Genomic DNA, 12,781 nt, shown 5'->3' on the forward strand with positions numbered 1-12,781 from the left:
ATGCTTTGTCAAGCTTAATTTATTTCAGCTTCTCATCAACTTAATAATATGTGATTCTGAAACGAGTTCAGAATCACAACGAACTTAGAACTTAGAACTTAGAACTTAGAACTTAGAACTTAGAACTTAGAACAAATCTACAAATCCCAATTTCTTAAATCTGGTAAAAAATGATGAGCTGTCAAATCATAACGAACTGGCACAACCGAAACATAACCTTCTTCTAAAGCACGTTCGTCTGTATCTTCACCTTTATCAAGATTTTTAAACTCTCCACTCATCCAATAATATGTTCTTCCACGAGGATCTTCACGTTTATCAAATTTTTCTTCCCATTTAGCATCAGCTTGACGACAAACTTTTATTCCTTTTATTTCATGTTCTTTCAACTTCGGAATGTTCACGTTCAACACCACACCTTTTGGTAATTTATGTTTTAAAACTTGATCAATAATTGTTTTAATAAATTCTTCTCCAGCTTTAAAATCTGCATTATAAGCAAAATCACACAACGAAAAACCAATCGCAGGAATTCCTTCAATTCCAGCTTCTACAGCAGCAGACATTGTTCCCGAATAAATCACATTCACCGACGAATTTGATCCGTGATTAATTCCCGAAATACACAAATCTGGTTTACGAGGTAAAATTTGCGAAACAGCCAATTTCACACAATCCACTGGCGTTCCAGAACACGCATACTCTTTTACATCTTCATCAACTTCTATTTCATCGCAAAACAATGTCGAATTTATTGTCACCGCATGCCCCATTCCACTTTGCGGACTATCTGGCGCAACAACATAAACTTCTCCAAATCCTTTTGCAATCTCTATCAACGCTCTTATTCCAGGCGCAGTTACTCCATCATCATTTGTAACTAAAATTAGCGGTCTTTCCATATTTTATTCTTACTTTTATTCATCATTTTTACAAATGTAAAAAACTTCCTTCTAATTTCTTTTTTGTTTTATATTTGAAGGAGTCTTAAATTATTAATTTATATAATACCAACGCAATATGTTAATTAAAAAAACGTATGTATTACTATCGTTTTTATCAATGAGTTTGCTTGCTTTTTGCTTTTGCAAACCCATGTTAGACACAGATGAAGAAAGAGAAAAGTTAATCGTAAAAAATACACGAAACACCCTAACTTACCTACATTACAAACCTGCTACTGTAGATGATAAATTTTCGGAAAATGTTTTCAATAAATATTTAGAATACATTGATCCAAGCAAACGTTTTTTATTGCAATCTGATTATGATCTATTCAAAAAAGATTATCACAATTTAGATGATTATTACAAATCAGAAAACTTAGGTTTCTACAATTCTACTGTTGACACAATCTACAAACGTATTGCTGACGCTGAAAAATATTCGATGGATGCCTTGTCAAAACCTTTTGATTTCAATCAAAAAGAGAATTTCAATATCGATTATAAAACATCAAAATTCGCGAAAGATAAAAACGAATCGAAAGATTTATGGCGCAAATATTTGAAATATAACGTGATGTTAGAAATCATTTCAATGCAAGACGAATTAAAAGGTCAAAAGAAAGATACATTAGACAACTCTTCTTCTATAAAACCTATAAAAGATCCTTTGGCAGATGAGAAAAAGAAAATCACAAAAGATACGCCTTTTGCAGAAGTAGAAAAGATGGCGCGTGAAGAAGTTAAAGACTTGATTTCTGACTATTTCCGTCGTATAAAACAAACAAAACGCGAGAACTATTTTTCTATTTACATGAACTCGTTCACAGAACAATACGATCCGCACACAACATACTTTTCTCCAACAAGTAAAGAGGATTTCGAGTTCGAAATGTCTGGACAAATGGAAGGAATTGGAGCCAAAATACAAGACAAAAGAGGTTACGCTACAATTGCTGAATTAATTGTAGGCGGACCAGCTTGGAAGAGTAATAAATTAGAAGTTGGCGACAAGATCATTAAAGTTGCACAAGGGAAAAATGGTGAAGCTAAAAACATCGTTGGGATGATTTTGAGCGATGCTATTCGCCTAATTAAAGGGAAGAAAGGAACAGAAGTTGTCTTAACTATTCAGAAAAAAGACGGTTCTCAACAAACAATCTCTTTGATTCGTGAAGTGATTGAATCAGAGGAAGTGTTTGCTCGCTCATCTGTTATTACGGACGAGAAAGGAGATAAATACGGAATCATCTATTTACCTGAATTCTACACTCCAATGGGAAAAGAAGGCGGACGTTATCCTTCGGATGATATCAAGAAAGAAATTGATATATTGAAGAAAGAAAACATCAAAGGTCTTGTTTTCGATGTTAGAAATAATGGAGGAGGTTCTCTTGAAGAGGTAGTTAAAATCTCTGGATTATTCATCAATCAAGGACCAATTGTTCAGGTGAGACGTTCGGACGGAATGCTTAAAATTCACGAAGACAAAGATAATTCTATCGCATACGACGGACCTTTAGTAGTAATGGTTAACGAGCTTTCTGCATCTGCATCAGAGATTTTTGCTGCAGCAATGCAAGACTATGATCGCGCTGTTATCGTGGGTTCTCCGCAAACCTTTGGTAAAGGTACTGTACAAACAATCTTGCCTTTAGATCGTCAGTCGGGAAGTGATGAGTTAGGAGCTATTAAGTTAACAATACAAAAATTCTACCGAGTAAACGGAGGGTCTACACAATTGAAAGGAGTTCAGTCGGACATTGCATTAGTTGATCAATTCACTTACGAAGATATCAGCGAAGCTTCTCGTTCAGAAGCCTTGAACTGGGATCAAATCAAACCATTAGTTATTGCAAAATGGCCTTCTGCTTTCGATTTAGCGAAGATTAAAGCGAACAGTAAAACTCGTTTGGCAAACAATGCACACTTAGCATTAATGAACGAAAGTTTCAAGTTCATCAAATCAATGGAAGACGTAAAAGAGATTCCTTTGAACTTAGAAGATTACAAAACGTACCGTAAAACTCGCGAAGATAAAATCAAGAAATTTGAAGCTTTAGACAAGTATAAAAACAATTTTAAATTTACAATGAATCAAAACGATTTGGCAACTACAAAAACAGATACTGTTCTAAAAGCTAAACGTAACAATTGGTTCAAAGGAATGCAAAAAGACTTTTACTTAAACGAAGCTGTTAACGTTTTAAGAGACATTAAATAATGGAACAAGAAAACGGTTCATTTTCTCAAATCATATTCAATAAATTAAGAAAGAACACCCTTGGTGTTCTTTCTTTTAGTGTAATAGTATTAGCTGCAATCATTTCTGTTTTTGCTTATGTCTTTGCGTCCGACAAAACGGAAAATGCAAACAGACAAGACCTAACCATTGCATATTCACCTATAGGTTATCAGCAAAAAACAATCGAAATCCCTTTACCTAATTATTCAGGAAAAACGAACTTTTCTGATTTAATATTCGGGAAAGAGATCGATACCGAACAAATAAGTATTACATCTTACAAAAGAGATAGACAAAGCATTACCTATGTTCCATATATAGGAAACGGACTAAGTGGTGAAGCAGTAAAGATAGATTTGTCAACTTGGACAAAGCATAACATCAAAACGCAAGATATAGAGAAGGATTTTATCTACATAAAAAACTATTTACTTGGAACAGATTCGTACGGAAGAGACTTTTATTCAAGGTTAATTATCGGGACAAGAATTTCTTTTCTTATCGGGTTTATCGCTGTTTTCATTTCATTAGTTGTCGGAATCTCCTTGGGCGCTCTTGCAGGCTATTACAAGGGACGAACAGATAACATAATAATGTGGTTGATAAACGTTGTGTGGTCTATCCCAACATTACTATTGGTTATTGCAATTACCTTAGCTATCGGAAAAGGTTTTTGGCAGATATTTATCGCAGTTGGACTAACGATGTGGGTAGAAGTTGCACGTGTAGTTCGTGGACAATTCCTATCGTACAGAGAAAAAGAATTCGTAGAAGCAGCAAAAGCTTTAGGATTTTCGGACACAAGAATTATCTTCAACCAAATATTACCTAATGTCATTGCTCCTATTATCGTTATATCTGCTGCCAATTTTGCTTCGGCAATTTTAGTAGAAAGTGGTCTTAGTTTCCTTGGAATTGGTGCACAACCTCCTACTCCGTCTTGGGGAAACATCATCAAAGAACATTATAATCATATTATTTTAGGGAAACAACATTTGGCAATTCTACCGGGATTAGCTATTATGTTATTGGTTCTTGGGTTTAATATCTTTGGGAATGTATTGCGAGATATTATGGATATTAAGCAGTAAGAAACTTATAAAGTTTTATATTTTCTTTTTTTTAATAATTTAAAACACAAGTTATATCTTTATCTATGTCTCTATGTGATTAATATTTTATCTCTTTTAACCACATAGAGACATAGGTTAAATATTGATAAAGATTTGAATAGACTTTTAGTTTTCACAATAACTATACTTAAGTTAACAACTGAAAGTATATAAACAAATCACAATTAATCAATTTCTATGTTTCTATGTAGTTAAGATTTTACCAAAAGAAAATTTAAAATATTTCTTTTTTATCTACATAGATACATAGGTTTAATTCTTAGAAATATTAGAATGGACTTATAGTTTTCACAGTAACTTTACTTAAGTTAATAACTGAAAGTTTATAAATAAATCACAATTAATCAATTTCTATGTTTCTATGTGGTTAATATTTTACCAAAACAAAATTTAAAACCTATCTGTTTTTACAATATAAATACATCGGTTTAATAATTTGGAAGATGAGTAAAAAACTCATTAACATACGTTTTTTGTCCTTCATTAAATATGTTAAAACAATTAAAGTTGATTAATATTCCTTTTGGACATTTCAGTAGTTTCATATAAGTTAATAATTGAGCTTCATAAGCAGGAACAATATCTTGCACAGCTTTTAACTCAACAACTATACTATTTTCTACATAGAGGTCACAACGAAAATCAAGATCAAGTAGTTTTTCTTTATAGACAACTGGAATCTTCATTACTGTGAGAAAATTTATTTTCCTATGATTTAACTCTTCTTTTAAGCATTGATGATAAACACTTTCTAATAATCCTCTACCCATTATTTTATGAACTTCTATAGCAGAACCTATTATTTCATAAGTTAATTCATCTAAATATTTTTTAGTTTTCATAGTCTATGTTTCTATGTTGTTAATGATTATTCAATTGAGATATAAATAAACTTTTTATAAAACCTCCTTATCTTTTATATAAAACCTAAGGAGGTTTTAAACAAAACGTCAAGTGATTTTAATGAAAACCACTTGACGTTTTTTATTTACTTCAATTAGAAGTTAGAAAAATTATCTCAACTATTTCTTTTTCTCATACTTTAAAGTAGCTAAAGTATCTCGTAAATCTAGACCAGGTCTAAAAAGTATTTTAGCACTTTTTATAGAAGAAGAATTTACTTTGTTCATTGCATCCATTCCTTCGCTACTTATACTTATTTGAAAAGAACCAAAATCTCCTAAGCGAACAATCTTTCCATCAGACAAATGTTTCGATAACATTTTAGCCAAATCAATCAATGTTGCATATACATCACTCTCACTAATAGATGAGGTTTGCGCAATTTCTTTACTCAAATTTCGAAGTGATACTTCACCATCTGCAATAGAATTTGCGTAGAACTTTTTAGGCGCCATAGGATCTCCTGGGTAAGCCTTCTGAATAACGTTGTATTTTACAGCCATAATTAAAAGTATTTACATATTAATAGTTAATTATCTCTAAGTTAATACTTTATATTTAATTAACAAAATAAAACTATTGATTATCAATAAAATACATTATATCATAAAAATAAAAAAGGCTTTCTTATATAAGAAAGCCTTGCTATTATCTTGAAACTTTGGTCGAAAGTTTTGCTGTTGTTTTTGGTACAATTGGTTTTTGATGCAATCTCATCGAATCTTTATTTGGTGCTTTTAGCGGATAAGTTCCTGTAAGTCCAGCCAATTTAAATGCACTATATATATTCTTATTCTGCTTGTTTCCTAATGCAATTACCGTAAATTGATTGTTAACATCGTGTACAAAAACGGTGTTATTCCCGTGCCACCAACCATTGTGATACAATAATTTTTTACCATTGTCATATTCTAACAAGCGCATTCCAAGCCCATAATTTTTGAAACCTTTCTGCTCGTAACTATATCCTTTGAAAGCTTCTTTCTTGATCTTCTTCGGTAAGAAATCGTCTGAATACATGGCAACATCTAACTTATACAGATCTCTTGGCGTTGAGTAGATATTTTTGTCTCCATACGTGCGGTCAAAATCATCCCAAGCCCACTCGTAACCATTGTATTTATAGGAACGTGCTACTGTATCTTTATCGCGATCATACTCAAAAACAAAGGTATGATTCATCTCAAGAGGGTCAAAAACCATGTATTTCATTGCTTTCGGATAAGGCATTTTCATAATCTTTTCAATGACAAGAGCAAGAAAAGCGAAGTTGGTATTCGAGTAATAAAACCCTTTGTCTGCGGGACGAATTTGTTTAACGTCAAATTCTCTAAAGATATCTAACACATCTTGATTAGAAATTGGTTTCTCGCGATCCATCATTACCTTCTTGTTATTCCACAAAACATTGGCATAATTTGGCAAACCACTGCGGTGATTTAGCAAATTACGAACCGTGATATCATCGTAAGGAAAACCTTCTAATATTGTATTTACTTTTTGATCTAATTTGATTTTACCTTTTTCTACAAGCTTAAGAACCGCCATTGAGGTAAAAACTTTCGAGATAGATGCGATGTGAATAGGTGTTTCTGCAGTGATTGGACGCTTATGTCTTTCGTCTGCCATCCCTTGATATTGCTCTAAAAGTACTTGCCCATTCTTCACAACCAACAAACCTCCGCTCACTTTTCCGTCAACCCAAAAGTCTTTGTAATAAGTGTTTAGTTTATTTCTGTAATCATTAAGTTCTGCTTGTGTGTACTTCATTGGCTTGAAATCTGCTTTCCAATCCAACGAATCATAGCGCAAAGCATGCGGATCCTTCTTTCTAAGTTCTTCTTTTTGTTCGTTTTTCTTGCTACAGCTTCCCATAAACAGCATTGCAGAAGCAAGAACAACCGCTACATATTTCATGTGTTTTTTCTTAATCTTATTGTTTGTTTCTACTAAAGTATATATTTATTTGTGGAATAGTTACCCGTTTAGAAACATTAAGTTTTTTTTATGATTTGTGCGAAAGTTGAGACTTAAACTCGCCTAAGATGACACTTGTTGCAACGGCAACGTTAAGACTTTCGGTAGAACCATTTTTCCCAAAGAACGGAATACTTAGTTTATTTGTCGTTAACTTCTCGATTTCTGGAGAAATTCCATTCGCTTCGTTCCCCATTACCAAGATACCTTCTTGTGGAAGTGTTTGTTCATAAATAGATTCTCCTTCCATAAAAGTCCCGAAAATGTTTCCTTTATAGTCAGACAAGTATTTCTCCAAATCGATATAATGAACTTTCACTCGTGTAAAAGAGCCCATTGTCGACATCACAACTTTTGGGTTGTACATATCAACAGATTCTTTGGTACACAAAATATCCTCTACACCAAACCAATCAGCCAAGCGGATAATTGTTCCTAAATTACCTGGATCTCGAATATCATCCAAAGCAATACTTAAACCATTCAACTTGATGTTTTCGTTATAATTAGGTAATTCACAAAGTGCTAAACCTACATTCGGAGTAGTTAAGAAACTGATCTTTTTCAAGTCTTTTTCTTCAATAAAAGTCTTTTTGATATGTGTAGCTTCTGGCCAAAAGTCTTCAGTTATAAATAATTCTTTAATATTTATAGAACTTTTTATAACTTCCCCAATATTTTTAACACCTTCTACGACAAACAAATTATATTTTTGTCTATATTTTTTAGAACCCAGAGAAGTTATTATCTTAATAACGTTATTTGATAACATATTTATGCAAAAAAAAATTACAACAAATATAACACTTATCTCTTGTTTAGGTTTACTTTTTTATAGCTGTAGTACAACTAAAAAAGTACCTGAAGGAGAATATTTGTTTGTAAAGAACAAATTTATCTACGATAAAGAGGATCCCGATATTAAGAAGAAAAAAACTATAATCAACAAAGATTTAAGTGATTATGTGAAACAAAAGCCAGCTGGTAAGTTCCTTGGTTTTTTCCCTCTTTGGCAATGGGTTTACAATTGGTCTCCTGCGAAATTTGATGAAACTTTTCAGGAATATTATAGACAAGATGCTTCGGTTCGTAACCAGAAATTATTGGATAGTTTACTAACGAAGAATAACCTGAGCGAATATGTTGGGCACAGTTTATGGAAAGAACGTCTTTATTATAGTCAAGGTGAAGCACCAGTTTTGTTGGATGAACAACAATCAGAATTTTCAGCAAAGAACTTAAATAGATTATTTCATGATAAAGGTTATTTCGATTCGAAAGTAGCAGTTTCCTATGATAAAGATTCTGTTGCAAAAAAAGCAGAAACAATTTATGATATTAAGTTAGGTGAACCTTCTTATATCGAAACATATGATCTAAAAATATCTGATCAAAAAATAGAAGAATATCTTAATTCTCCTATTGGAAAACAAACTGTTTTACATGCTGGAGATCAATATAATTTTGACAAATTTGAGGAAGAACGCGATCGTATCATTGATTTGTTAAAGAATAGAGGTTACTATGATTTTAACGATTCGGGCGAAGATTTATATTTTGAAGCCGATACATTAAAAAGTAACAAACGCCTTGATGTAACGATGTTTATTGATAAATATATTCAAGATTCGTTGAAAACGGATAGCATTACACCTTTTACACAATATCGTTTTGGGAAGATAAATATTTATGCAGATTCTCGCAGTTTTGTTGATGATGAAAGTAAATTAATCAAAGAAGAATATAAAGATTATAACGTTTTATATACAAAAGAGCCAGAATATCGACCAAGATATTTTACAGATGCATTTGTAATTCGTCCTGGTCAACTGTATCGTCAACGACAAGAAATTCAGACAAAACGTAATATTTTCAAGAAAGAAAATATTAACTTACATGGATTCAGAATTAATAAACAAGATTCTATCCTAAATGTAGACGTTTTCTTTACACCAAAAAAGAAATATGACTTGAATCTCTTTGTCGAAAGTTATGCTTCTCGCTACATGAACTTTGCAATTTCTCCCGGGATGACTTTAACTTCGAGAAATTTATTTGGAGGAGGAGAAAATTTAGAAACAACTTTGAAAGGAACTTTAGGTTCTGTCAACAAAGATTTCTCAATGAATAAAGCATTCTTAAATGCTTACGAAATCGCTATCGAAACAAAGTTGAAATTTCCTTATTTATTGACACCAATTAATCTTGATAATATTTTACCAAAACGTTTTACTGCCGAATCTGCTATTCGAATGAATGCAAGTACGCAGAAAAATGTAGGTTTAGACAAAACGACTTATGGTTTTGGTTTTGATATGGATATTTCGAGTTCGGAGTTTCAACACAAAGTTTCTTTGTTTAACACAGAATTTATTAGTAACCGAAAAAAAGATCGCTATTATGAAGTGTTTACAAAAGATAATAATACAAAAAACGAAGTAAAAGATTTATACTACGCATACAATCCTAATGCACCAATTTATCTAACGGACGATGAATTAACAGACGCAATCGAGGCTGACAAAGGATTCCAAAGTTCATTAACTGGAGAAAACGCAAAGTTGTATGTTGATTTTGAGAATATGTTATATAGAAAAGCTAATATTTCCCAAAATGTATTAATCAACTCTTTTATCTATCAATTTACATTTAATCAAGAAAATTCATTTCGACCAAAAAGTAATCCTTGGTTTATTCAAGCGAGAATTGAATTAGCCGGAAATGTATTAAGAGGTTTAGACAAAGCTTTTGGCTTTAATAAAGCTGAACCTGATCGAGACGGAAATCAAGCAGGTTTGATCTTTGGAATTCCTTATTCTCAATTCGTAAAATTTGATGTGGATGTTAGACGAAAATTCAAATTAAATTCAAATTCTAGCGTAGCGGGACGTTTCTTATTCGGAATCATTCAACCATATGGAAACTCAGATGTTGCACCCTTCGTAAGAAGTTATTCGGCTGGAGGAGCAAATGATGTTCGTGGTTGGGCACCGTTAACTTTAGGTCCTGGAAGTAAACCACGTATCGATTCTAAAAATCAAAGTTTAGAATTTGAAAGCATGAAATTGTTATTCAATGCTGAATATCGCTTCAATCTTTTTGGAAGTTTGGAAGGTGCATATTTTCTTGATGCTGGTAATATTTGGGGTGTTAATAAAAATCGTCCAGAAACATTATTTAAGTTCAAAGATTTTTACAAAGAATTCGGAATTGGTTCTGGATTAGGTTTCCGTTATCACATTGGTACGTTTGCAATTGTAAGATTTGATTTAGGTTACAAAATTTATGACCCTTCTTACGAATTGGGTGATCGCTGGCAATTTGACAATTTTAATTTGCTTAAACCAAGAATCCACTTCGGAATTAATTATCCTTTCTAAAAAAACATCTATATTTGTTTCACAAAATACTAACATAATGAGCAGAAAATTTCCTGCCGGTGTTGCTACCGGTTCATTAGTTCAAGACATTATCAATGATGCAAAAGCAAATCAATACGCTTTACCAGCGTGTAATGTCATCGGTTCAGATACTATTAACGCTGCAATGGAAGCTGCAGTTGAAGTAAACTCTCCAGTTATTATTCAATTTTCTAACGGAGGTGCTGCTTTTAATGCCGGAAAAGGATTAAAAGGAGAAAATCAACTTTCTGCTATCAAAGGTGCTATTGCGGGAGCAAAACATATTCACACTTTAGCTGAGTCTTACGGAGCTACTGTAATTTTACATACAGACCACTGTGCAAAAAAATTATTGCCTTGGATTGATGGAATTATGGACGCTAACGAAGAACATTTTAATAAATTCGGAAAGACTTTATTTAGTTCTCACATGTTAGATTTGTCTGAAGAGCCTTTAGAAGAAAACGTAGAAACGTGCAAAAGATACTTAGAAAGAATGTCTAAAGTTGGAATGACTTTGGAGATGGAATTAGGTATTACAGGTGGTGAAGAAGATGGTGTTGACAATTCTAATGTTGACAATTCATTATTATACACTCAACCAGAAGAAGTTGCTTACGTTTACGAAAACTTAAAATCTATTTCTGATAATTTCTGGATTGCAGCAGCATTTGGTAATGTACACGGTGTTTACAAACCAGGAAATGTTGTCTTGACTCCTAAAATTTTAGATAACTCGCAAAAATACATCAACGAAAAGTATGGTGTAGACAACGCTGTTAACTTCGTATTCCACGGAGGTTCTGGTTCTACTTTAGAAGAAATTAGAGAAGCAATTAGCTACGGAGTTATCAAAATGAATATTGATACAGATTTACAATATGCATTTATGGAAGGAATTCGTAAATATTTTGACGAAAACGCAGCTTATTTACAAGGACAAATTGGAAACCCAGAAGGTCCAGAATCTCCTAACAAGAAATATTATGATCCACGCGTGTGGTTAAGAGCTGGAGAGGTTTCTTTCAAAGATAGATTAATCCAAGCTTTCCACGATTTAAATAATGTTAATACTTTAGGATAATCTTTTCTTTAAGATTATTTCTATCAAATAAAAACAGAGAATATGCCTTGGTTTATTAGAAGCAAGAAAAATATTACAACGCCTACAGAGTCTAAAAAAGACGTTAAGAAAGGCTTATGGTATAAAACGCCATCAGGAAAAATTATTGAAACTGAAGAACTGAAAGCAAATGCGTATGTAAGTCCAGAGGATGATCATCACGTACAAATTGGTTCTCAAGAATACTTTGATATCTTATTTGATGATAGTAAATTCACAGAATTAGATGTAAAAGTAGAAAGTAAAGACCCATTAAATTGGACAGATACAAAACCTTATAAAGATCGTTTAAAAGAAATTAAAAAGAAAACGGGAATGACAGATTCTATTCGCAATGCGACTGGAAAAATTCATGGACGTGACATTACAATTTCTTGTATGGATTTCAAATTTATTGGAGGTTCTTTAGGATCTGTAATGGGAGAAAAAATTGCTCGTGCAATTGATTATTCTATCAAACACAAAACACCTTATATTATCATTACACAATCTGGTGGTGCGCGTATGATGGAAGCTGCAATTTCGTTGATGCAATTAGCAAAAGTAGAAGCTAAATTAATTCAATTAGCAGATAACAACATTCCTTATATTACAATCTTAACAAATCCATCTTTTGGAGGAATTACAGCTTCTTTCGGATCAATTGGTGACATTATCATGGCAGAACCAGGAGCATTAATTGGATTCGCTGGACCACGTGTTATCAAAGAAACTATTGGTAGAGATTTACCAGAAGGATTCCAAACTTCTGAGTTTTTATTAGAAAAAGGCTTCGTTGATATGATCGTTCACCGTAAAAAGATGAAAGATAAAATAAAAGAAGTAGCTGATATGTTAATGCCTATCAACTAATTAAAATAAGTGCAAATATATTTTTAAAATTTTATTCAAATTTGATTTGGATTATTAGAAATTGATTTTATATATTTGCACTCCAATCGCGAGAATAGCTCAGCTGGTAGAGCGCAACCTTGCCAAGGTTGAGGTCGCGGGTTCGAGCCCCGTTTCCCGCTCTTTGAAATATAAAAATTCATAAAAATCAAATTTTGCCTTGG

General features: G+C 32.6%; 10 protein-coding genes and 1 tRNA gene. 6 read left to right on the forward strand and 5 right to left on the reverse strand.

The window, feature by feature from the left end; genetic code table 11:
* Nucleotides 1-137: 137 nt before the first annotated feature.
* Nucleotides 138-902 carry a 5'/3'-nucleotidase SurE gene (gene surE, locus B3R94_RS02845; RefSeq protein WP_038333074.1) on the reverse strand — a complete coding sequence of 255 codons (765 nt, stop codon included), beginning with the start codon at nucleotides 900-902 and terminating at the stop codon, nucleotides 138-140.
* Between the two features lie 193 nt (nucleotides 903-1,095).
* Between surE and B3R94_RS02850 the strand changes: the two genes are divergently transcribed.
* Both B3R94_RS02850 and B3R94_RS02855 read left to right on the forward strand, forming a co-directional pair.
* Nucleotides 1,096-3,168 (forward strand): carboxy terminal-processing peptidase, encoded by a 2,073-nt coding sequence (locus B3R94_RS02850; protein WP_291098508.1) that lies wholly within the window; start codon nucleotides 1,096-1,098, stop codon nucleotides 3,166-3,168.
* Nucleotides 3,168-4,280 carry an ABC transporter permease gene (locus tag B3R94_RS02855; protein WP_291098511.1) on the forward strand — a complete coding sequence of 371 codons (1,113 nt, stop codon included), beginning with the start codon at nucleotides 3,168-3,170 and terminating at the stop codon, nucleotides 4,278-4,280. Before B3R94_RS02850 ends, B3R94_RS02855 begins: the two co-directional genes overlap by 1 nt.
* 470 nt (nucleotides 4,281-4,750) lie before the next feature.
* Here the strand turns inward: B3R94_RS02855 and B3R94_RS02860 are convergent, their stop codons facing one another.
* The 4 genes from B3R94_RS02860 to B3R94_RS02875 all read right to left on the reverse strand — a co-directional run bounded on the left by B3R94_RS02860 (nucleotide 4,751) and on the right by B3R94_RS02875 (nucleotide 7,974).
* Nucleotides 4,751-5,164, reverse strand: a complete 414-nt coding sequence (locus tag B3R94_RS02860) for a GxxExxY protein (protein ID WP_291067583.1) — start codon at nucleotides 5,162-5,164, stop codon at nucleotides 4,751-4,753.
* A gap of 180 nt (nucleotides 5,165-5,344) precedes the next feature.
* Complete coding sequence (locus B3R94_RS02865) at nucleotides 5,345-5,728, reverse strand: HU family DNA-binding protein (RefSeq protein WP_280045253.1); 384 nt, start codon at nucleotides 5,726-5,728, stop codon at nucleotides 5,345-5,347.
* Nucleotides 5,729-5,873: 145 nt separating this feature from the next.
* Entirely contained in the window at nucleotides 5,874-7,142 is a 1,269-nt protein-coding gene (locus B3R94_RS02870; RefSeq protein ID WP_291098514.1) for a serine hydrolase domain-containing protein, read from the reverse strand.
* A gap of 88 nt (nucleotides 7,143-7,230) precedes the next feature.
* On the reverse strand, nucleotides 7,231-7,974 hold the full coding sequence (locus tag B3R94_RS02875; RefSeq protein ID WP_115001648.1) for a TrmH family RNA methyltransferase: 744 nt from the start codon (nucleotides 7,972-7,974) through the stop codon (nucleotides 7,231-7,233).
* Between the two features lie 4 nt (nucleotides 7,975-7,978).
* On the opposite strand from B3R94_RS02875, the gene B3R94_RS02880 reads away from it, so the two are divergent.
* The 4 genes from B3R94_RS02880 to B3R94_RS02895 all read left to right on the forward strand — a co-directional run bounded on the left by B3R94_RS02880 (nucleotide 7,979) and on the right by B3R94_RS02895 (nucleotide 12,739).
* Nucleotides 7,979-10,582 (forward strand): BamA/TamA family outer membrane protein, encoded by a 2,604-nt coding sequence (locus B3R94_RS02880; protein ID WP_291098517.1) that lies wholly within the window; start codon nucleotides 7,979-7,981, stop codon nucleotides 10,580-10,582.
* Between the two features lie 37 nt (nucleotides 10,583-10,619).
* Entirely contained in the window at nucleotides 10,620-11,687 is a 1,068-nt protein-coding gene (fbaA, locus tag B3R94_RS02885; RefSeq protein WP_038333058.1) for a class II fructose-bisphosphate aldolase, read from the forward strand.
* Between the two features lie 42 nt (nucleotides 11,688-11,729).
* On the forward strand, nucleotides 11,730-12,578 hold the full coding sequence (gene accD / locus B3R94_RS02890; protein ID WP_125350474.1) for an acetyl-CoA carboxylase, carboxyltransferase subunit beta: 849 nt from the start codon (nucleotides 11,730-11,732) through the stop codon (nucleotides 12,576-12,578).
* Between the two features lie 88 nt (nucleotides 12,579-12,666).
* Nucleotides 12,667-12,739, forward strand: a tRNA-Gly gene (locus tag B3R94_RS02895).
* Nucleotides 12,740-12,781 lie beyond the last annotated feature (42 nt).

Source organism: Empedobacter sp. UBA7611 (assembly GCF_002484365.1).
GTDB classification, from domain to species: domain Bacteria; phylum Bacteroidota; class Bacteroidia; order Flavobacteriales; family Weeksellaceae; genus Empedobacter; species Empedobacter falsenii_B.

What these genes read in the sequence shown, in the direction of transcription:
- B3R94_RS02855 (WP_291098511.1), top strand. Translation starts at nt 3,168, where the DNA reads ATGGAACAAGAAAACGGTTCATTTTCTCAAATCATATTCAATAAATTA.
- B3R94_RS02850 (WP_291098508.1), top strand. Translation starts at nt 1,096, where the DNA reads ATGTTAGACACAGATGAAGAAAGAGAAAAGTTAATCGTAAAAAATACA.
- accD (WP_125350474.1), top strand. Translation starts at nt 11,730, where the DNA reads ATGCCTTGGTTTATTAGAAGCAAGAAAAATATTACAACGCCTACAGAG.
- B3R94_RS02860 (WP_291067583.1), bottom strand. Translation starts at nt 5,164, where the DNA reads ATGAAAACTAAAAAATATTTAGATGAATTAACTTATGAAATAATAGGT.
- B3R94_RS02865 (WP_280045253.1), bottom strand. Translation starts at nt 5,728, where the DNA reads ATGGCTGTAAAATACAACGTTATTCAGAAGGCTTACCCAGGAGATCCT.
- B3R94_RS02880 (WP_291098517.1), top strand. Translation starts at nt 7,979, where the DNA reads ATGCAAAAAAAAATTACAACAAATATAACACTTATCTCTTGTTTAGGT.
- fbaA (WP_038333058.1), top strand. Translation starts at nt 10,620, where the DNA reads ATGAGCAGAAAATTTCCTGCCGGTGTTGCTACCGGTTCATTAGTTCAA.
- B3R94_RS02870 (WP_291098514.1), bottom strand. Translation starts at nt 7,142, where the DNA reads ATGAAATATGTAGCGGTTGTTCTTGCTTCTGCAATGCTGTTTATGGGA.
- B3R94_RS02875 (WP_115001648.1), bottom strand. Translation starts at nt 7,974, where the DNA reads ATGTTATCAAATAACGTTATTAAGATAATAACTTCTCTGGGTTCTAAA.
- surE (WP_038333074.1), bottom strand. Translation starts at nt 902, where the DNA reads ATGGAAAGACCGCTAATTTTAGTTACAAATGATGATGGAGTAACTGCG.